Annotated in this window: 18 protein-coding genes; 10 read left to right on the top strand and 8 right to left on the bottom strand. The window is 72.7% G+C overall.

Features of this window, described 5'->3' with window-relative positions:
- Positions 1 to 37 precede the first annotated feature (37 nt).
- The 3 genes from ACSMXW_RS31995 to ACSMXW_RS31985 all read left to right on the top strand — a co-directional run bounded on the left by ACSMXW_RS31995 (position 38) and on the right by ACSMXW_RS31985 (position 6,174).
- Positions 38 to 1,846 carry a serine hydrolase domain-containing protein gene (locus tag ACSMXW_RS31995; protein WP_485801477.1) on the top strand — a complete coding sequence of 603 codons (1,809 nt, stop codon included), beginning with the start codon at positions 38 to 40 and terminating at the stop codon, positions 1,844 to 1,846.
- Positions 1,847 to 2,221: 375 nt separating this feature from the next.
- A complete protein-coding gene (locus ACSMXW_RS31990) occupies positions 2,222 to 5,545 on the top strand; it encodes a lectin (protein ID WP_485801475.1) in 3,324 nt (1,107 codons plus the stop codon).
- Positions 5,546 to 5,775: 230 nt separating this feature from the next.
- The gene (locus ACSMXW_RS31985; RefSeq protein ID WP_485801473.1) at positions 5,776 to 6,174 is read left to right on the top strand and encodes a DUF2255 family protein; all 399 of its coding nucleotides are present in this window, start codon (positions 5,776 to 5,778) and stop codon (positions 6,172 to 6,174) included.
- Positions 6,175 to 6,958: 784 nt separating this feature from the next.
- On the opposite strand, the gene ACSMXW_RS31980 is transcribed toward ACSMXW_RS31985, so the two are convergent.
- Complete coding sequence (locus tag ACSMXW_RS31980; RefSeq protein ID WP_485801471.1) at positions 6,959 to 7,603, bottom strand: TetR/AcrR family transcriptional regulator; 645 nt, start codon at positions 7,601 to 7,603, stop codon at positions 6,959 to 6,961.
- Between the two features lie 112 nt (positions 7,604 to 7,715).
- Between ACSMXW_RS31980 and ACSMXW_RS31975 the strand changes: the two genes are divergently transcribed.
- Complete coding sequence (locus ACSMXW_RS31975; protein WP_485801470.1) at positions 7,716 to 8,936, top strand: glycosyltransferase; 1,221 nt, start codon at positions 7,716 to 7,718, stop codon at positions 8,934 to 8,936.
- A 212-nt stretch (positions 8,937 to 9,148) separates the two neighbouring features.
- On the opposite strand, the gene ACSMXW_RS31970 is transcribed toward ACSMXW_RS31975, so the two are convergent.
- From ACSMXW_RS31970 to ACSMXW_RS31950, 5 genes are all read right to left on the bottom strand, one after another.
- The gene (locus tag ACSMXW_RS31970) at positions 9,149 to 9,772 is read right to left on the bottom strand and encodes a DsbA family oxidoreductase (RefSeq protein WP_485801469.1); all 624 of its coding nucleotides are present in this window, start codon (positions 9,770 to 9,772) and stop codon (positions 9,149 to 9,151) included.
- A gap of 90 nt (positions 9,773 to 9,862) precedes the next feature.
- Entirely contained in the window at positions 9,863 to 10,717 is an 855-nt protein-coding gene (locus tag ACSMXW_RS31965; RefSeq protein ID WP_485801467.1) for an alpha/beta hydrolase fold domain-containing protein, read from the bottom strand.
- Entirely contained in the window at positions 10,714 to 11,433 is a 720-nt protein-coding gene (locus tag ACSMXW_RS31960; RefSeq protein ID WP_485801466.1) for a nitroreductase, read from the bottom strand. Before ACSMXW_RS31960 ends, ACSMXW_RS31965 begins: the two co-directional genes overlap by 4 nt.
- 22 nt (positions 11,434 to 11,455) lie before the next feature.
- Complete coding sequence (locus ACSMXW_RS31955) at positions 11,456 to 11,965, bottom strand: DUF4863 family protein (protein WP_485801464.1); 510 nt, start codon at positions 11,963 to 11,965, stop codon at positions 11,456 to 11,458.
- A 98-nt stretch (positions 11,966 to 12,063) separates the two neighbouring features.
- On the bottom strand, positions 12,064 to 12,678 hold the full coding sequence (locus tag ACSMXW_RS31950; protein ID WP_485801462.1) for an NADPH-dependent FMN reductase: 615 nt from the start codon (positions 12,676 to 12,678) through the stop codon (positions 12,064 to 12,066).
- Between the two features lie 172 nt (positions 12,679 to 12,850).
- Between ACSMXW_RS31950 and ACSMXW_RS31945 the strand changes: the two genes are divergently transcribed.
- Positions 12,851 to 13,531, top strand: coding sequence for a TetR/AcrR family transcriptional regulator (locus ACSMXW_RS31945; RefSeq protein ID WP_485801461.1), 681 nt, complete (start codon positions 12,851 to 12,853; stop codon positions 13,529 to 13,531).
- Positions 13,532 to 13,802: 271 nt separating this feature from the next.
- Positions 13,803 to 14,519 (top strand): nitroreductase family protein, encoded by a 717-nt coding sequence (locus ACSMXW_RS31940; RefSeq protein WP_485801460.1) that lies wholly within the window; start codon positions 13,803 to 13,805, stop codon positions 14,517 to 14,519.
- Positions 14,520 to 14,604: 85 nt separating this feature from the next.
- Here ACSMXW_RS31940 and ACSMXW_RS31935 read toward each other — a convergent pair whose 3' ends face one another.
- Together ACSMXW_RS31935 and ACSMXW_RS31930 are read right to left on the bottom strand one after the other, a co-directional pair.
- Positions 14,605 to 15,141 carry a cupin domain-containing protein gene (locus ACSMXW_RS31935; protein WP_485801459.1) on the bottom strand — a complete coding sequence of 179 codons (537 nt, stop codon included), beginning with the start codon at positions 15,139 to 15,141 and terminating at the stop codon, positions 14,605 to 14,607.
- A 129-nt stretch (positions 15,142 to 15,270) separates the two neighbouring features.
- Positions 15,271 to 16,155: a PDR/VanB family oxidoreductase gene (locus ACSMXW_RS31930; RefSeq protein WP_485801457.1), complete on the bottom strand. Its 885-nt coding sequence runs from the start codon at positions 16,153 to 16,155 to the stop codon at positions 15,271 to 15,273.
- Positions 16,156 to 16,432: 277 nt separating this feature from the next.
- Between ACSMXW_RS31930 and ACSMXW_RS31925 the strand changes: the two genes are divergently transcribed.
- The 4 genes from ACSMXW_RS31925 (at position 16,433) to ACSMXW_RS31910 (ending at position 20,423) form a co-directional block, all read left to right on the top strand.
- Complete coding sequence (locus tag ACSMXW_RS31925; protein ID WP_485801455.1) at positions 16,433 to 16,666, top strand: hypothetical protein; 234 nt, start codon at positions 16,433 to 16,435, stop codon at positions 16,664 to 16,666.
- A gap of 2 nt (positions 16,667 to 16,668) precedes the next feature.
- Positions 16,669 to 17,757: a response regulator gene (locus ACSMXW_RS31920; protein WP_485801454.1), complete on the top strand. Its 1,089-nt coding sequence runs from the start codon at positions 16,669 to 16,671 to the stop codon at positions 17,755 to 17,757.
- A 108-nt stretch (positions 17,758 to 17,865) separates the two neighbouring features.
- Positions 17,866 to 19,032, top strand: coding sequence for a Nickel transporter NicT (gene nicT, locus ACSMXW_RS31915; protein WP_485801452.1), 1,167 nt, complete (start codon positions 17,866 to 17,868; stop codon positions 19,030 to 19,032).
- 395 nt (positions 19,033 to 19,427) lie between these two features.
- Positions 19,428 to 20,423 (top strand): DUF1996 domain-containing protein, encoded by a 996-nt coding sequence (locus ACSMXW_RS31910; protein ID WP_485801451.1) that lies wholly within the window; start codon positions 19,428 to 19,430, stop codon positions 20,421 to 20,423.
- The last annotated feature ends 34 nt before the right edge of the window (positions 20,424 to 20,457 follow it).

The following is a 20,457-nucleotide window of genomic DNA, read 5'->3' as shown; positions in this document are numbered from 1 at the left end:
CTGTGCTCCGCACCATCTCTCCACCGACGAGGTTTCTATGCGGATCCCTGCGTACACCGTGGCCACCGCCCTGCTGGCCGCTCTCGCGCTCCCGGCCGGCGCCGGCGCCGTGCCGGCCCTGGGCCACGGCACCGGACCGGCCGCCGACCGTGCCGTCATACCGGCCGCGTACCACGGCTCGGGACGGTTCGACCAGCCCTACAGCGGCTTCGCGCCCGCGAGCACCGTGCTGCGCCCGGCCACGCCCACCCGGGCGGGACTGGACCCGGCGCCCATCAAGGCGTTCGAGCAGCAGGTCGCCACCTGGGAGGACCCGGCGAGCGGGGCGAACTACCTCTTCCCCGGCGCCACCAGCCTGATGGTCCACGACGGCAAGGTGGTGGAGCGCAGCGCCTCCGGCTACGCCGTGAAGTACGCCGACGCCACCACCGAGCTCCCCGAGGACCAGCGGGTGCCGGCCCGCACGGACACCATCTACGACCTCGCCTCGCTGTCCAAGCTGTTCACCTCGATCCTGGCCGTGCAGCAGCTGGAGGCGGGCCACATCGACCTGGACACCCCGGTCGCGCACTACCTGCCCGAGTTCGCGGTGAACGGCAAGGGCGGCATCACCATCGAGCAACTGCTCACGCACACCTCCGGGTTCGACGCCGACCCGGTGCCGTCGCTCTGGCAGGGCTACCCGGACGTCGCCGCGCGCAAGAAGGCCATCCTCGACGCCAAGCCCATCAACCCCCCGGGCACCACCTACCTGTACTCCGACCTGAACATGCTCACCATGCAGCTGGTGCTGGAGAAGGTGACCGGCAGGCCGCTGGACGCCCTGGTGCGCGACGACATCACCCGGCCGCTGCACATGACGGACACCGGCTACAACCCGCCGGCCTCGAAGCTGCCCAGGATCGCCGCCACCGAGTACGAGTCGACCCCGCCGCGTGGCATGGTGCGGGGCACGGTGCACGACGAGAACGCCTGGGCACTGAACGGCGTCGCGGGCCACGCCGGCGTCTTCTCCACCGTGGACGACCTGGCCGTGCTCGCCCAGACGATCCTCAACGGCGGTGTGTACGAAGGCCACCGGATCCTCAGCGAGCACGGTGTGACGCTGATGGAGCAGAACTTCAACCAGAAGTTCCCCGACGACTCGCACGGCCTGGGCTTCGAGCTGGACCAGATCTGGTACATGGGTGGCCTGTCCGGGCCGGGGACGCTGGGGCACACCGGGTTCACCGGCACCTCCCTGGTGATCGACCCGGCCTCGCGGTCGTTCGCGATCCTGCTGACCAACCGGGTGCACCCGACCCGCAACACCCCGTCCACCAACCCGGCGCGGCGGGCCGTCGCGACGGCCCTCGCGCAGGCCATGCCCGTCGCGGCACCGGGCGGCGGCAGGTCGTGGTTCTCCGGGCAGGGCGGCGGCACCACCAGCACCCTGACCACGGGGCCGCTGAACGCCGCGGGTCCGGTCGACGTCGACTTCGGCGCGTTCGTCAACACCGAGTCCACGGACCTCGTCTCGCTGGAGGCCAGCACCGACGACGGCGCCACCTGGCAGCGGGTGCCCCTGGAGGTGTCCGGCACCGGCGCGCCGTCCGGCGAGGTCACCACGCTCTCCGGGCAGTCGGTCCGGGCCTGGTGGCGGGTGCACGCCCGGGTCCCGGGGGCCTCCGACGGCCTGCGGCTGCGCTGGCGGTACACGACCGACTCGTCGTACGAGGGCCGTGGGGTGAACCTCGCGGGGCTGCGCGTCACCGACGCTTCCGGGGTGCTGCTCGACGGTGACCGGGCGGACGCGCCGCTGACGTCCGTCGGCTGGCAGCAGTTGCCGGCCACCGCCCGCCACTGAACCGGCCGGGGCCACCGCCCGGCCGGCCCCGGCCGGGCGGTGGCCCCGCCCACGCGGCGGAGCCGTACATCGAGCACAGCCCCGCTCCCGAAAACGGCCCCACCGGGCCGGTGACGACCCGACGGTCTCGTCGCGCTGGCTCGCGCGGTACCGCGCACCTCTGTCGGAGCGCAGCCCCCACCGTCATGCGAGGGCCCATCCCGCCCCAAGCGCAATCCACGCTTCGGTCAAGTGCGTTGACACGCACCGCCGACGGGGATCTACTCATCGCTCGTGCAGCTTGGCAACGTTGTCACAACGAGAGCACGGAGGCAACGGATGGTCAGACGACGGCGCTCGAGTGCGCCACCCCGCAGGAGCAGATTCCGTCAGCGCTTGGCCCTGCTGTCCGTCCTGGGCCTGGCGGCGCTGCCGTTGCAGGCGGCCGGCAGCGCGTCCGCGGCGTCCGGTCCCGCACCGGTGCGGGACCCCGCGGCCCTGGTCAACCCTCTCATCGGCACCTCCGGCGCGGTGGACACCTTCCCGGGCCCGGACATGCCGTTCGGCATGCTCCAGTGGGGGCCCGACACCACCCCGGACCGCCCCTCCGGCGGCGGCTACGAGTACCAGGACGGCAAGATCTCCGGGTTCAGCCTGACGCACGTCTCGGGCCCCGGTTGCGGCGTGGCGGGTGACGTGCCGATCCTGCCCGTCACCGGGGAGCTGTCCGGTGACCTCTCGGCCACCTCGGCGGCGTTCAGCCATGACGACGAGCAGACGTCGATCGGCTACTACGGCGTCACCGACGCGGCCGGTGTCAGGACGGAACTGACCGACACCACACGTTCCGGGCTCGGCAGGTTCACCTTCCCGGCGGGGACGCGGTCGAACCTGCTGCTCAAGCTGAGCGGCGGCGCCACACCGGTGGACGGCACCCGCGCCCGGGTGGTCGGCGACCGCGAGGTCACCGGCTCGGTCGACAGCGGCCACTTCTGCGGCGCGAACAACCGGTACACGCTGCACTTCGACATCAAGTTCGACCAGCCGTTCACGGCCAGCGGCACCTGGGTCGGCGGCAGCATCCACCCGGACGCCACCTCGCTGACGGCGGGCCCGGCCCGGCAGGCGCCCGCGCAGCGCCCCGCCGCCCCGCTGCACGAGAAGCGCTTCACCCTGCCGGCCACCCCGTCCCCGATCGTGCACGGCGCCACGGCACCGTCCACCGCCGGCGGCGGCTCCGCCGCGAAGGGCGGCACCACGGACGCACCGCCGGTCACCGGTGCCAACGGGATGTACCTGACGTTCGACACCGGCAAGAACCGGACGGTGACCGCGGCCGTCGGCATCTCCTACACCAGCGACGCGGGCGCCGCCTCGAACCTCTCCTCCGAGGTGAAGGGCTGGGACTTCGACGCGATGCGCCAGGCCAACCACGACGCCTGGAACAAGGTGCTCGGCCGGGTGGCGGTCGGCGGCGGCAGCCACGACCAGCAGGTGCAGTTCTACACGGCGCTCTACCACGCACTGCTGCACCCGAACGTGTTCTCCGACGTCGACGGCCGGTACATGGGCATGGACGACCAGGTGCACCGGCTCGCCAAGGGCCAGCAGGCGCAGTACGCCAACTACTCGGGCTGGGACACCTACCGCTCCCAGACCCAGCTTATGGCGATGGTCGAGCCGAAGGTCACCGGTGACGTCGTCACGTCGATGCTGAACGGCTACGACCAGACGGGGCTGCTGCCCAAGTGGGCCTCCAACAACGGCGAGAGCTACGTGATGGTCGGCGATCCGGCGGCCGGCATCATCGCGGACGCCTATGCGTTCGGCGCCCGCGGCTTCGACACCGCCCACGCCCTCGACGCCCTCCAGCACGAGGCCACCGCGCCGAACAACGACCGTCCCGGCGAGTCGGTGCGGGACGCCAAGGGCTACCTGCCGGTCGACGAGACCGACTACGGCTGCTGCAACTTCTACGGCCCGGTCTCCACACAGCTGGAGTACGACAGCGCCGACTACGCCCTCGCGGCCTTCGCGAAGTCGCTGGGCGAGGACGCGGTGTACCGGAAGTTCGCCGCCCGCGCCCAGGACTGGATGAACGTCTTCAACCCGCAGACGGGCTACCTCCAGGGCCGCACCAGCAACGGGCAGTTCGCGGGGGCCTTCACCCCGGGTACGTCCAACGGCTTCGTGGAGGGCACGTCGGCGCAGTACACGCCCATGGTGCCGTTCAACGTGCGGCAGCTCATCACGGCCCGCGGCGGGAAGGACGCCTACTCGTCCTACCTGGACAGCCTGCTGCGCGACGTGGCGCACCCGTCCGGCACCAGCGCCGACCTGAGCAACGAGCCCAGCGTCGAGATCCCCTGGGAGTACGACTACCTGGGCGAGCCGTGGAAGACCCAGGCCGCGGTCCGGCAGGCACAGCAGAAGCTCTACTTCAACGCCCCGGTGGGCTCGTTCGGCAACGACGACCTGGGCGCGATGAGCTCCTGGTACGTCTGGTCGATGCTGGGCGCCTACCCGGAGACGCCGGGCACGGACACGCTGGTGCTGGGCAGCCCGGCCTTCCCCCTCGCCAAGGTCACCTTCGGCGACGGCAGGCAGCTCACCCTGAACGCGCCGCAGGCGGCGCCCGACGCCCCGTACGTGCAGTCGCTCAAGGTCGGCGGCGCTGGGTGGCAGAAGTCCTGGCTGACCTTCGGCCGGTTCCAGAAGGCCGGGCAGCTGGACTTCGCCTTGGGCACGCAGCCGAACACGTCCTGGGCCGCCGCGCCGGACAGCGTCCCGCCCTCGGACACCACCGGCGGTGACAGACTGCTGGCCGCGACCGGACCCGGCAGCGACGGCCTGGTCGTCGCCCCGGGCGGCTCCGGCGACGCCACCCTGACGCTGACGAACCTGGGCACGAAGCCCGTCACGGCCGACTGGACGGCGAAGGCACCGTCCGGCGTGCACGTCGGCACCGCGTCGGGCTCGGTGACCGTCCCGGCCTCGGGCACCGCCCGCGCCGAGGTCACCCTCACGGCCGGGGACACCGAGGGCAGCTACCCGGTGAGTTTCGCCGTCACCGACCACACGAGCGGTGCCGGCCTCGCCTCGGCGACGCTGCGGGTGGCCGTGGCCGAGCCGGGCGAGCTGTGGCCGTACGAGACCAACAAGGCGGAGTACCCGGACGGCACCACCTTCACCGGCGGCTTCGACGACGGCGGCTGGGCGTACTCGCAGAACGCGCTGGCGGCGGCCGGCGTGACCGGCGGCTCGCAGCTCACGGCCGACGGCATCACCTACACCTGGCCGGGGATCGCCGCCGGGCAGGCCGACAACCTGGAGGTGGCGGGGCAGACGCTCGCGCAGCCCGCCGGCGCCTCCGGCTCGTCGCTCGGGCTGCTGGGCGCCGCGGCCAACGCCCCGACGGACGGCAGCGGCACCCGCGGCACGCTGACCGTCACGTACACCGACGGGACCACCGCGAAGGCGGACGTCACCTTCTCGGACTGGACCCTGAACGGCGGCTCCGCGAAGCCCGTCGACGGCGACACCACGGCCGTCACGACGGACTACCGGAACACCGCGTCCGGCGGCAGGGACACGGTGAAGGCGTATGTCTTCGCCACCAAGGTGCCCCTGGACCCGGCGAAGACGGTGGCGTCGATCACCCTCCCGGAGATGGGCGGCTCGGGTACGGTCCACCTCTTCGCGCTGGCCTACGGCAAGTGAGCCGGCGCGGCCGGTGAGGCCCTGAGAGCAGCCGGTGCCCCCGCGTCCCGTGACACGGGGGCACCGGCTGCGGCCCCGCCCGTGAGGTGGTCCTCTCCGGTGAGGTGGGCCCTTCCGGTGAGAGGGCCGGCGCGGACGGGCCCGCCTCGTTGCCGTGGCCCCACGCCTTCGTTTGAATCGAGGCGGAGGCCCCTGTCGACCGGGGCGCCGTCCGACCTGGGAGAGAGCACATGCGAGACGGGAACTGGGACGCCGAGGACCTGGCGGCCTTCCGCGACAGCGACGAGATCCTGGTGCGGGTGCAGCGGCCCGATGGAAACCTCGACGAGGCCCGTCCCATCTGGGTCGTGGAGCGCGAGGGCAACGTCTTCGTGCGGGGATACCGGGGGCCGGACAGCGTCTGGTACCGCAGGGCGCGGACGAGCGGACAGGGCGTGGTGCGCACGAACGGGCGGTGGCGGCCTGTGCAGTTCACGCCGGCCGAGGTCACGCGTGAGGAGATCGACGACGCCTACCGCGCCAAGTACGCCGATTCCAGCTATGTGAGCGCCATCCTGGAGGACGGTCCCGCCGCCGCCACCCTGCGGGTCGACGCCGCGGGCGGGTCCACGGGGCCGCAGGCGGCGTAGGTACTGGGCGGCTGGCCCAGCCGTCCGACCACGCCGGCTGACCCCGCCGTCGGTCGCCGCCACCGGTCGCCGCCTTCGGCCGTCGTCTTCGGCCGACTCCCTCCGCCCGGCGCGTTCCGGAGACGCGTCGTTCCAGCACCGCGTCCGGAGGGCCGACCCGTGGCAGACCGCCGCGGGTCCTCCGGGCTTCCGGCCGGACCCGGGGCGAACCCGAGAAGTCGGGGGCGTGCGGAGGTGGAGCAAGAGGCCCTTGCGGACGACCTCGCCCGGCCGGCTGATCCGGGGCGCCGGCGCACTCCGCGCCACCGCCTCGACCTTCACGCTCTGCGCGTCCACCACGGCGGCGGACGGGGCCGACGACCGCTGCCGCACGCGACGGGCCGTAACACGCAGCAGGTCGTACGCGCCCGGCGGTGCCGTCGGCTCCCACGTGGCGTGGTCGTCGTACCCGGTCCCGCCTCCTGAGCGGTCCCGGCCGGAGACCGACCGCAGGGCCATGACCTCGCGTACCGGCAGGGACCGCGCGCCCTCGCGCCGTGCCCCTTCGGTGCACCTGCGCTGCCCAGCGCGAAGCTGACGGTCGGCCTGCGCGATGCCGAACCGGTGGCGGACCTGAGAAGCGGACACAGCTGGGAGTCGGCCGCCTTCGGGTGAGTCCGGGGGCGTGGGCGACCTGTCGGCGCCGTCGGCCCCGCAACCCGAGGTGGTGGCCTCTGCCCCCGGAACGCGCCCTGCGCGTCGGTGCCTCCGCGGGGCCCGATGCCGCAGGCGCCCCGAGGGCCCGTCAGCCGAGCAGGCCGGTGAGGATCCGGCGCAGCGCCTCGGGCAGGGGGTCGCCGTCCCCGGGGCCGGGGTTGAGGGCGGCGAGGTGCGGGTGGTTGCCCTGGGCGGCGACGTGCGCGACGTAGCGGGCGCTGCGGAGTGCGTCGACGGGGGAGGCCTCCGATCGTGCGGCTGCGGCGACCACCGCGTTGAGGATCCCGAGGGCGACCAGTTTCTCCCCGTCGGTCGCGGGGTGGTCGGCCAGCGCGGCGAAGAAGTACTCGGTCACGTCGATGCCGTTGGGGCCGACCACCGGCCTGGTGAGGGTGAGTTCGGCGAGCCAGGGATGGCGACGGTGGATCTCGCGGGCCTGCAGGCCGAGGCCCACCAGGTCGGTCAGCCAGTCTCCCGAGGGTTCGCCGAGGTCGTACTCACTGCACACATGGTCGGCCATCAGGTCGAGGAGGTCGCCGTGGTTGTCGACGTAGCGGTAGAGCGAGCCGGCCCCCGTGTCCAGTTCGGCGGCGACGTTCCGCATGGAGACCCCGGCGAGTCCATCCCGGTCGGCGACTCGCACGGCGGCCTCGGTGATCTCGGCGCGCGTGCGACCGGCCGGACGTCCGATCCCCGACTTGCTCGGCCTCATCCAGATGAGATCCGACTCCATGGAGCCTCCGTGTCTCGCCCTTTGCGAACAGTGTATGCGTCGCGATATATTCGAGAACACTGTTAGCGAACACTGGTTGCAAAATGATTCGGCAGTCCCATGGGGAGGCGGCATGAAGGTCCTGATCCTGAGCCCCGGCACCCGAGGCGACGTCGCGCCCGCGGCCGGGCTGGGGGCGGCGTTCGTCGGCGAGGGACACGAGGTCACCCTCGTGGCCAACAGCGAGTACGAGCCGCTCGTGACCGCGGCCGGATGCGCACTCGCGCCCATCGCGACGCCGCTCGGACCGGAGGGCGACGATGCCGCCGACGCCCCGTCCGGGGTACGCGCCCACCTCTCCGCACTGCGGACCTACATGGACCACGCCGCCACCGTGGCGCTGGACGCCGCACCCGGCGCGGAGGCCGTGCTCACCAACGCCATCTCACCCTACGGCCACGACATCGCAGAAAGCCTCGGCGTACCGTCCGTCGAAGCACTGTTGCAACCCTGGCACCCCAGCGCCGCCTATCCACCCGTGATCTTCAGCTGGCGCGACCTCGGCCGTACCGGCAACCGGCTCGCCGGGCGGATCGCGCAGAAGGTACCGACGCCCTACGACAGTGCCTGCGCACGGGTACGCTCCGAGCTCGGCCTGCCTCCCGAGACCCGTCGTGCCGCACACCGCCGGCGCCGCGCCCGTGGAATGCCCGTCCATCACGGCATCAGCCCCGCCGTGCTGCCCCGGCCGGCGGACTGGCCCGACCACTTGACCCTCGACGGCTTCTGGTGGCCCCACACCCCCGAGGGCTGGAGCCCGCCGGCCGCGCTGTGCGAGTTTCTCGACGCCGGCCCCGCACCCGCCGTCATCACGCTCGGCAGCTTCCCGCCGAGCTCAGCCACCCTGCGGGTGGTGGAAGAGGCACTGCGCACGAGCAGGGGGCGCGCGATCGTGCAGGGCCCCCGACTACGCGCCGTCGCCGACCGGCTCGACAGCGACGATGTCATGCACGTAGGGGACGTGCCACACGACTGGCTCCTGCCCCGTGCCGCCGCGGTCGTGCATCAGGCGGGAGCGGGGACCACCGCCGCGGCTCTGCGGGCCGGTGTCCCCTCGGTTCCGCTGCCCACACACACGGACCAGCCCTTCTGGGCGCGCCGCCTGGCCGCCCTCGGCGCGGCGACCGACCCGATCCCTGTCAGGAGAGCCGACGGCCCCCTCCTCGCGGCCGCGATCACGTACGCGCGCTCGAACCGGCAACTGCGTGACGGCGCCCGCGCCGTCCGGCAGGCGATGCACGGCGAGGACAGCACCTTGCCGCTGCGCGACTGGCTCCGCCGAGCCGCGGGCTGACGGGTGCTCACCCAGTCCGGTCGACGAGGTGCCCCGGCATCGTCAGCGGCGGATCCGAACCGCCCGAGATGCCGGGGTCCCGGGGCGGCTCCCCGCGCCCGGCGGGCCGGCCCGCGGCACGGCCCGCCGGGCTGCCGAGCGCGTGGCGTCCCGCGCCCCCGGGTCCGCCTTCGGCGTGCCCTCCTGTGCTCAGCTCCTGAGTGCCGTTGTGCTCAGCTCGTGAGTGCCGTCGCCCAGTGCTCGAACCACTCCCGGGGACGCAGGCCCGAGATGGCTCGGTTGCCGGTGATCCAGGTGGGTGTGCCGGTGATGCCGTGCTCGTGGGCGCGGGCCTCCGAGCGGGACAGGGCGTCGTCCGCATCCGGCGAGGCCAGTGCGGCGCGGAGTGCTGCCGCGTCCGCCCCGGACTCCCCGGCCAGCGTCGCCAGGAGATCGACGGACTCGATGTCCCGGCCGTCGGCGAAGTAGGCGGCGAACACGGACGTGGCGAACCGTTCCGCGGCCTCGGGGTCCCTCGTGCGGAGCCACTCGAAGGCGGCCAGCGCCGGGCGCGAGTACGCGATGCGGTCCGTCCAGCGCAGCGGGAGGCCGGCCGCCGCGGCCTCCCGGGCCAGGAAGTCGTAGGCCGGGCCCGAGCGCGGCCCCGCAGGGGTGCCGCCGGGGCCGATCTCGGGGTGGATCTGCAGGCCGTGCTCGACCAGCCGGATGCCGTGCTCGCGCAGGACCCGGTTGCGGTCCTGGGCGACGTAGCAGTACGGGCAGCTGAAGTCGAACCAGTGCTCGGCGGTCACGATGCGTGACGGCGAGCCGGTCACGGCGGCGGTCGTGGCGGACATTCCGTCCTCCTCACCAAGAAGCATTCGATACGTTCGTATGTCGTAACGAAATCTGGCCGGAGATTCATTCCCGCCGCGGGCGGCGCGGCGTCAGCCCAGGACGGCCCGCAGCCACGCCGCCGTACCGGCCAGCGTGGCCGGGCTGTCGAACTCCGCGTCCTCGTGCCCGGCACCGCCCAGCAGCTCGAAGCGGCTGCGCGCGCCGGCCCCGACCAGCGCCCGGTGCAGGGAGAGCCCCTCCGACGGGGGCACCAGGCGGTCCCGGTCACCGTGGGCGATCAGGAACGGCGGCGCCCCGGGCGAGACCCGCGACAGCAGGCTGAGCCCCCGGGCCCGCTCGGCCAGCTCCGCCGGATCGCCGGTGCCCAGCAGGTCCGCCTCGAACCGGAACGGCAGCAGCCGCGCCTCCACCTCGCTGCGCGCCGCCGACGCCGCCAGGTCCGCCTGGCCGAACCAGTGCACCACCGCCTGCACCGCGCTGGACTGCTCCAGGTTCCCGCCGACGGTGCCCTCCAGTCCGTCGTCCCCCTCGGAGAGCGCCAGCAACGACGCCAGGTACGCCCCCGCGGAGGCACCCCAGACGCCGAGCCGCCCGGTGGCGAGCCCGAGGCGATCGCCGTGGGCGCGCAGCCACCGCACGGCCCCCTTGAGGTCGTGCACCTGCTGCGGGAACACGGCCTTGGGCGCGAGGCGGTAGTCGACCGCGACCACACTCACCCCGTGGGCGGCGAGCGGTGCCAGCCGCTTGGCTCCGTCGGTGCGCCTGTCGCCCCGGGTCCAGCCGCCGCCGTGCGCGTACACGACGACCGGCGCGCCGGGCTCGGCCGAACGGTGGACGTCCAGGCGCAGTTCGGTCCCGTCGACGGTCGCATAGGTCAGGTCACGCTCGACCGTGACCGACCGCCCTTTGCCGTTGATGCCGACGGCACGCCCCGCGCCCGTCATGCCGAGTCCGCCCGCTGTGTCACACCGGAATCGTAGAAGGTGGCGAACACCTCGACCGGTTCCCGTGCGGTGCGCAGGGCGCCGAGCCGGTGACTGTCGTCGGCATGGCCCAGCGCGACCCCGCACACGATCACATGGTCGTCGGGGATCAGCACGTGCCCGCGCAGCACCGGGTGGTAGTCGATCAGCGACGCCTGGGCGCAGGTGTGCAGTCCGGCCCCGCGAGCGGCCAGCATCAGCGCCTGCAGGAACAGTCCGGCGTCCACCAGCGCGCCCTGCAGCGGCGCGCTGCTGACGGTGAGGATGATCCCCACCGGTGCGCCGAAGAAGTCGTAGTTGCGCCGGTGGTGCCCCCGGCGGCCCGCGGTGTCGTCCGCCGCGATCCCGAGCGCGTCCCGGTACAGGCTCTCGCCGAAGCTGCGGCGCCGCCCCCGGAACGGCTCGGGCCACTCGTCCGCGCGCGGCTGGTAGTCGAACTCACCGGCCTCGGCCCCGCACTGCGCGTCATACGCGGCCAGCAGGTCCGCGGTCAGGGCCCGCTTCGCGGCGCCGGTCAGCACGTGCACCTGCCAGGGCTGGCAGGTGGAGTTGCCGGCCGACCGGGCCGCCAGGAAGAGCAGCCGCTCGACCTCCGCACGCGGCACCGGCGTCGGCAGGAACGCCCGGCAGCTGCGCCGGGTGAGCAGCGCGTCCTCCACCGTCGCCACGGAGTCCATGACGTGTCCGCTCCCCCGCGCGTCAGGCGGACGGCGGGGTGATGTCGTACGAGATCCGCCCCGCGGGCAGGTAGAACAGCGCGATGAGGGCGCCGCCCTTGACCTCCGGGTAGTGGTGGCTGCCCGGCCCCGGCGCCGTCCAGCCGGCACCGCTCCAGCCGCGCGGCCCCATCAGCGTGGCGCCCTCGTCCAGCGGCACCACCAGGTTCAGCTCGCCGTACGGGTGCTGGTGGTACTGGCCCCGGTACGGCACGACGCTGTCCATGTAGACGGCCGTGATGCTGAACCAGTTGAGGACGTCGCGGGGTTCCGCGATCCGGCTGCGCCGGTACCTGGGGCCGTCCACCTCGATGTTCGCCGCCCAGCCGGCGCGGACGCCGTCCCTGATCAGGGTCGCCAGGTCGTCGTAGACCGCGCTGCCGGGGCCGTACCGCTCGTTCAGCCAGTGCTCCAGCTCGGCGCCCGCGGTCCGGTTCTTCACCTCTTCGAGGAACGGGATGCTCCGGTCGATCAGCTCCTGAGCGGTTGTCATCGTCGACTCCCCTTTCCGTGCCGATGGTCGGACCACCGTGCGTGGCATGGTCCGACGGTATGCCTCCCGTTCCATTACAGTCAATATCTGTAACGTAACTACCGCACGGCGGGCCTCTGGGCCGCGGCGGCCGCCCGGCCGGCCGGGAGCCACGCCGAGATCGCCGCCAGCATGGCGTCGGCGCCGGCCTCGATGACATCGTTGGGAACGAAGCGGCGGTCGTCGCCCGAGCCCTCGATGAAGGACCCCACGAACGGGATGATGACACCCTCGTGCACCGGGATCATCTTCAGCGCCGCCAGCACGGGCTTCAGCGCGTGGACGGCCCGCACCCCGCCCGACACACCGCCGTAGCTCACCAGGCCGATCGGCTTGTGTGCCCACTCGTGGAGCAGGAAGTCCAGCGCGTTCTTCACCGGCGCCGTATAGCCGTGGTTGTACTCGGGCACCACCAGGACGAAGGCGTCGGCGCGCGAGATGGTCGCACTGAAGTGCTTGGTGTGCTCCTTGGTGTACCGGCGGGCGCCGGGATGGTGGGGCTCGTCGAGCATCGGCAGGTCGACCTCGGCGAGGTCGACGGTCTCGACCCCGAAATCCCCCGTCTTCGCGGCGTACTCGGCCACCCACCGGGCGACCGGCAGGCCGGCCCGGCCGGGGCGGGTGCTGCCGATGATCACCTCGAGTACGGGCAGGCGCTTGTCCTCGTGGTCCATCGCGGTTCCCTTCGTCGCGCGGGTGACACCCGGTCGTCCGCGCAGCAGTCCCTGCACGTCACCCCCGGGCCCAAGTTCCGTTACAAGCAAGTATCGTAATCATATACGTAACGGCCAATCCCTGTAACGGGATCGGATATGATGGCCGCGACATCGTCCACGAGGTGGGGTCATGGTCCGAGCACCCGAAGCGGCGAACGAGCAGGCGGAGCCCAGCGCCCCGCGCTCCGGCGGGCGGCCGCGCGACGCCGCGCTCGACGAGGCGATCATCCTGGCCACCCGCGAGCGTCTCGTAAAGGACGGCTACTCGCGCATGACCATCGGCGACATCGCCGCCGACGCGAAGGTCAGCCGCCCCACGCTCTACCGGCGCTGGAGCAGCAAGTTCGATCTGGTCGTGGACGCGCTGGACTACGGCTTCCGCAAGCAGCGCGACTTGTACACCCTCGACCTGGGCCGGCTGGGGCCCCGGGAGGCCCTCGTCGAGGCCGTCCGCCGACTGGACCCCGAGTACTTCAACCCGGACGCCATGATGCTGATGGGCAACTTCGCCGGCGAGGCCAACCGCACCCCCGAACTCCTGGATATCCTCCGCAGGCACGCGGTCGAACCCCGCGTCACCCTCGTCGAGAACGTGCTCTCCGAGCTCCAGGACCGCGGCGCCGTGCAGGACGGGATCGACAGGCACACGATCGCCACCATGTGCTTCGGCAGCTACTTCGCCGCGTTCTACCGCGGTGAGAGCAAGGACGAGATCCCCGAGTCGGTCGTCGCCGTGCTGTGGCCGGCGATCGCCGAGAGGGCCGGCGGCGCCGGACGGCACGGCGCCGGGACCCCCAAGCGCACTCGCTGACGCCGCACGAGGGCGGACCCCCGGCACCCCCGGAGCCCCCGGAGCACCCGGAGCACCCGGAGCACCCGACTCGCGCCCCGTCCCGCACCCCCGACCCGCACCCCCGACCCGCACCCTGTTCTGTTCGGATTTCCTATTTCGTTCCAGTTATTGACTGTAACGTAAAGGGAAGCAGAATGGTGGCGGGCGCCGGGCGGCCCGGCCCCGCGGGCCCCGCCCGCTTCCCCGCCGGCCGTTCTCCCACGGCCGCGAGCCGTGAGGAGCGTCAGCCATGGACGTCCACGAGGCGCTGTACACCACGCGGATGATGCGCCGTGTCCACCCCGACCCGATTCCGCTCGAAACCCAGGCCCGGATCCTCGACGCCGCGATCCGGGCGCCCAACGGCGGCAACACCCAGCGCTGGCACTTCCTCGCCGTGGACGACCCGGACACCAAGGCGGAACTCGCCGCCGCCTACCGCCGGTGCCGGGCCCGCGAGTACGCCGACATCGCCGCCGGCAGACTGGCCGCTCCGGTGCACGACCCGCAGGCGCACGCCGAGACGATGCGCAGGATCAAGGCGTCCGGGGACTACTTCACCGAGCACTTCGCCGAGACACCCCTGCTGTTGTTCGTGTTCGCGATCGACGACCACGGCGGCGCGAACATCTACCCCGCCATCTGGAGCGCCATGCTCGCCGCCCGCGCGGAAGGGGTTGGCAGCGTCATCACCACGGTGCTGCGCTACGAGGAGGACGAGGTGATGAAGCTGCTCGGAGTGCCCACCGAGGAGGGCTGGCGCATGACCGCGATGCTCGCGATGGGCTACCCCCGCGGCCGGTGGGGGGTGGCCGCCGACCGGCGCCCCGTGCAGGAGGTCAGCAGCCGCAACCGCTGGGGACGGGACTTCGGCCTCGCCGTCCCCGAACCGCTCTGGCCCGGCGGGCCGACCGGCACGGAACCCCACGAGCCGACCGGGCCGGCACCCCGCGCGTCGTCCGGCTGACGATGCCCTGCCCGGGCCCTTAGGGCTTCCGGCCCGGCCCCGGTGTCCGGCCCCGGTGTGATGTACGGCGCCCGCTTGTACGGCGTCAGCGCGTGGGCGGCCTCAGCCCGTACCTGCGCACGACGTCGTCCAGCCACTCGGGTGCGCCGTAGGTGAGCCCGTACTTCTCGGCCAGCTCGATGAACTCGGGCAGTTCGCGCAGGTTCGAGGCGCCCGGACCGCCGGGCTGGGAGGCGAGCAGCTCACTCAGCTCCCTGAAGTACGTCTCGAAGCCGCCCGGGGTGATGATCTCGACGATTCGGCCCGGTGTGCTGCCGGCGTTCCACATGGCGTGCATCTGCCCGCGCGGCTTGGTGATGTAGCCGCCCGGCCCCAGGACCACTTCACTGTCGTCGGAACGGAAACCGATCTCGCCCTCCAGCACGAGCGAGTGCTCGTCCTCGCGGGTGTGCCGGTGCGCCGCGGTGATGGTGCCGACCTCGAAAGGGTGCTCGACGATGGCCACCTCGCCCTTGTTGGCCCGGCTGTACAGCTTGTACACAGCCCCGAAACCGGGCAGCGGGACGGAGTCGCCCTCACCGGGCTGTACCACCGTCACCTCGGTGGGTTCGTTGTCGGCCACCTCGTGTACCTCCTGGTCGGGGGAATCCCCTTACGGAGGCTGATCGTAATCTCATCGAGCGCCGCCGCCGCGCACGCGGTGCCGCGGGGGACAGCGAGGAACCCCGGACGGCCGAGGAGCCCCGGACGCTCAGAGGCCCAGGACGAGCCTCCTGCCGCACGCACGGCTCACGCACGGCATGAGCGTCCGCCCCGCCGCCCGTTCCGCCTTCGAGAGCACGACGTCGCGGTGGTCGGGTTCGCCGTCGAGGACGCGGGTCTCGCAGGTGCCGCAGTAGCCCTCCTCGCAGTCGGACTCGATCTCCACGCCCGCCTCGCGGACCGCCTCCAGCAGCGTGGTGTGCGGGCCGGCCACCACGGTCGTGCCGGTCCGGCGCAGCTCCAGCTCGACCTCCTCCGCGGGCCCGGTGTCCGGGGCCGCGGTGGCGGCGCCGAAGTGCTCCGTCTCGCACCGGGCGCCCGCTGCCGCACAGCTCCCGGTGACCTCTGCCGGCAGGCCGTCGGGGCCGCAGCAGTACACGACGGCGCGCGGGCCGAGTCCGCCGATGAGCGCCTTGAGGTCGGGGCGCGGTTGCCTCGTCGTGTCCACGCACCGGACCCGGTCCCCGCCGAGGGCCGTCAGCTCGTCGCGGAACGCCATCGTCGCGGCGCCCCGGCCGCAGTAGACCGCGGACCACTCGGCGCCGCCCGGCGCGAGGGCGCGGGCCATCGGGAGGAGCGGCGTGATGCCGATGCCGCCGGCGATCAGCAGGTACGCGTCCGCGATGGCGAGCGGGAAGCGGTTGCGCACCTCGGTCACCAGCAGCTCCCGGCCGACCAACGCGGTGCCGTGCACCTCGGCGGAGCCGCCGCGTCCCGCGGCTTCGAGCCGCACCGCGAGGTCGTAGTGCAGACGGTCCCGCGGGTCGCCGCACAGCGAGTACCGGCGGACGGCCCCGGACGGCAGCCGGAGTCCGATGTGCGCGCCGGGCTCCCAGGGCGGCAGCGGGTCCGGGCCGGGGGCGGACAGCCGCACCCCGGCCGTGGGGGCCCGGCGCCGCGGTCCGGGCCGGGAAGCCGGGCCCACGGGCCGAGTCCGGCGCCCACCGCCCCTCCCCCACCCGTCCCGCGGGCGGCACCGGGGTGTTGCGCGGTGCCCGGACGCGGGGACGGCAACGGCCGGCGGTGTTGCCGGTTTGCCGGTTTCCCGGCGCAACGGGTGCCCATGGCCCCATTCTGTGGCTCGTCCTCGGGCGGTCCCGTCCGGGGAGCGCCGTCCCGGCCGCCGTCCGGCCGGGTGAGGGAGGGTTGTGATGGACCGTTCGCTTGTGTCGGTGAGGGCGGCGCTCGTGCTGTTACTCGCGGTGCTGGCCGGGGTGGCGGCCGGGGTGCTGTCGGTACTGGCGGGCGGCGGGGCGGCGGACGGCGTGCTGTGCGGGCTCGCCGCCGCGGGAGGGGCGGTACCGGTGTTCAACCAGGTGATCGCCTCGGACACCGCCGACGACGGGCGGGACCGTGCTGTGGACGCGTTCGAAGGGCGGCGCTGAGCATGGCGGAACTGCGGCCGCTGGCCAAGGACCTGACGCCGGAGTCCCGTGCGCTGGCGCAGGCGCTGCGGGAGCTGTTCGAGGGCCTTGAGGTCTCGGTGCGCCGTTATGCGGCCCGCCGCGTCCGGGACGCCGGCACCTTCTCCCGCTACCTCGGTGGCACCCGCGTGCCGCCGTGGGAGGTGGTGATGGACCTGTTCACGGACGTCGCGGAGCACCGCGGCACGGCCGCCACCCCGGAGGCCATCGAGCTGGTGCGCCGCCTGCACCGGGCCGCCGTGGAGACCAGCACCTCCCCCCGCCACGCGGTGGAGGTGCTCGAACAGCAGCTCGCCGCGGCCGACCGCGTCTCGCGCCGCTCGACCGCCCGCGGGGACGCCCTGGGCGATGCCCTGCTGGACCGCAAGCACCGCATCGCCGACCTGGAAGTGCGCCTGAACCAGCTGGAGGCGGAGTGGTGCGCCGAGCGGGAACGGGCCGACCGGCTGGCCGCGGCCAACCCGGACGTCACCGAGCTGCTGCGCGAACGCGACCAGTTGCGGGACGACGTCGCCCGCCTCTCGGCCCAGCTGCACGAGGCCAGGAAACGGCGCGACGAGGCCGAGGAGCGCTGCAAGCTGCTGGAGCGCCAGTTGGAGGCCGTGGAGCAGGTCCAGCAGGCCACCGCGGCGCCGCCCGCCCCGCGGACCATGCCCAGGATCCTCGTCGTCGACGACCAGCCGGACAACCTGCTGGCCATGACCGCCGTCCTGTCCACCCTCGACCAGGAGCTGGTCGCGGTCTCCTCCGGCCGGGAGGCGCTCAAGGCCCTGCTGGACCACGACGACTTCGCCGTCATCATCATGGACGTCCAGATGCCCGACATGGACGGCTACGAGACCGCCGCCCACATCAAGCGCCGCCCCCGCACCCGTGACGTCCCCATCATCTTCCTGACCGCCATGGGCACCGACCCCGAGCACTCCGCCCGCGGCTACGCGGCCGGCGCCGTCGACTACATCGGCAAGCCCTTCGACCCCTGGGTGCTGCGCGCCAAGGTCGCCGTGTTCACCGGCATCTACCTCGAACGCCGCCTCGCGACCGACCGGTGAGCACCACTCCTCTTGCCAGCCTCAGCCAATTGCGACCTTCTTGCAATAAAGCGCGGGCCGATGTTAGCCTCGTGGCGTTTTGGCTGGTCATCGAGGAGAGGAGGTGCCTTGAGCGGCGACATAGCTGCCGAGCCGACGCTGGGTGAGCGTCTTGGGCTGTTCCGGCGTTCGCTGAGCCGGAGGGACTGGCGGGCGCTCGGCGGGATGGCGGGCTTCATCGTGCTGCTGCACGTGGTGGGCTTCGGCGTCCTCTTCGGGCTCGTCGTGCCCCACCACTACCATCTGGGCGGCGACCACCCGGTGTTCAACGTCGGCGTGGGTGTCCTGGCCTACACGTTCGGGCTGCGGCACGCCTTCGACGCCGACCACATCGCCGCCGTCGACAACACCACCCGCAAGCTGCTGGCCGACCAGGCGGACTCCGAGGCCGCGGGCCGGCCGCGCGGGCGCCGGCCGCTGTCGGTGGGCTTCTGGTTCTCGCTCGGCCACTCGACGATCGTCTTCGCGCTGTCCTTCCTGCTCTCGGTGGGCGTCAAGGCACTCGTCGGGCAGGTGGAGGACGACGACTCCAGCCTGCATTCGGTGACCGGCATCATCGGCGCGTCGGTCTCCGGCGTCTTCCTGTGGATCCTCGGCATCCTCAACCTCGCCGTGCTCGTCGGCATCATCAAGATCTTCCGGCAGATGCGCAGCGGCCGGTACGACGAGCAGCAGTTGGAGGAGCAGCTCAACAAGCGCGGCCTGATGAACCGCTTCCTCAACGGCCTGACCAAGTCCGTGCGGAAGGCCTGGCACATCTACCCGATCGGGGTGCTGTTCGGACTCGGCTTCGACACCGCCACCGAGGTGGGGCTGCTGGTGCTGGCGGGCGGCGCGGCGGCCTTCAGCCTGCCGTTCTACTCGATCCTGGTGCTGCCGGTCCTCTTCGCGGCCGGCATGTGCCTGATGGACACCATCGACGGAGTGTTCATGAACGCGGCCTACGGGTGGGCCTTCGCCAAGCCGGTCCGCAAGGTCTTCTACAACATCACCATCACGTCGATCTCCGTCGCGGTCGCGCTCATCATCGGCACCATCGAACTCATCGGCGTGCTCACCGACCAGGCGAACATCACGTCCGGGCCGCTCGCCGCGATCGCCGGCATCAACCTCGACTACGCCGGCTACGGCATCGTCGGACTGTTCTTCGGCTCCTGGCTGATCGCGCTGCTCGTGTGGCACTTCGGCCGGATCGAGGAGAAGTGGTCGGCCGACCTCGCCCCGGACGGCGACTGACCGGCTGACGCACCCCCACGCCCGCCCCCGCGCCCCTTGTCGGGGCGCGCCCGTATGCCGCTCCCGCTCGGCACGGACCTCGCGGCCGGCACGCTGCGCCGGTCCGGCGAACGGCCGTCCCCGGCACGGGTGCTGGCGGCGCGGGGCGAGCCCGATGCGGCACGGGGGCGCGGGCGCGCACGGCGGTGGCGTGGGCGGCGTGGGCGCAGGTGACGGCGGCGTGGGCGCGGGTCACGGCGGCCCGGGCGCGGCACGCGGCACGGCGTTCTCCTTTGCGAAGCGTTTACTTGGACGCAACCTGCCCCGGGGACGATGCGGAGGTGCGCCCTTGCCCGCCTCGGCGGCAGCCGCCGGGCGCGTGCGGGGCACCGACGGGCGTGTGGCACCCTGAGGTCGTGGAAAGACGGTATCGGGTCGGCCCCTTCACGATCTCGTTGTCGGTCTTCGCCGTGGTCTCGGTGGTCGCGGCGCTTTTCCTGGTGTGGGCGGCGGGCAGGCCGCACGCCGCGGGGCGTTCGCCGGACGTGGGCCCGTTCCCGAACGACTTCGTCGACATCCGCGATGTGCCCCGCTCGCAACCGCCCGCGCCCGGGCCCGGCGCCGCCACCGGCACCTTCACCGAGGATTGCGGCCGCAACCAAGAAGGGCACCGCAACTCCGACAACCTCGTGATCTCCCCGGGCCTGCGGAACGGCGCCCACCACACCCACGACTACGTCGGCAACCTGTCCACCACCGCGTTCTCGACCGCCGCCAGCCTCGCGGCGGCGGGGACCACCTGCCGCGACGGCGACAAGTCCACGTACTACTGGCCCGTGCTGCGCCGCCAGGACCGCCCGGCCTCCCCCTCCGGGGGCGACGCCGGCGAACACCACGGCAACATCGGGCAGATCCTGCCCCCGGCCTCGGTCACGGTGGAGTACCTCGGCAACCGGGCCAGCCACGTGGTGCCGATGCCCCGGTTCCTGCGGATCACCACCGGAGACCCGGCCGCGGGCACCGCCGGCACGGAACTCGCCCACGCGCAGTGGGGGTGCGCCGCGTTCCCGGACCGGGTCACCACGCGGTATCCCAGGTGCCCGGACGGCCGGCTCACCCGCACCCTCGACTTCCCCAGCTGCTGGAACGGTCTCGACACGGACAGCGAGGGCCACCGCGGGCACATCGTCTTCCCCGGGTCCGACGGCGCCTGCCCGTCGGGCACGTTCCCGGTGCCGCAACTGCGGCTCGTGATCGCCTACCGGGTGCCGAAGGGGGCGCCGATCGCCCTGGACGCGTTCCCCGAGCAGAAGCACAACCCGGTCACCGACCACGCCGGCTTCGTGGACGTCATGACCGACGACCAGATGGACAGGGTCGTGACGTGCCTGAACGACGGCCGGCACTGCTGACCCATGGCATATGTGAGACGACCCCACCCCTTGG

The organism is Streptomyces sp. DSM 116793 (assembly GCF_057320905.1).
The sequence above is the reverse complement of the archived record's forward strand: the minus strand, read 5'-3'. Positions and strand labels throughout refer to the sequence as shown.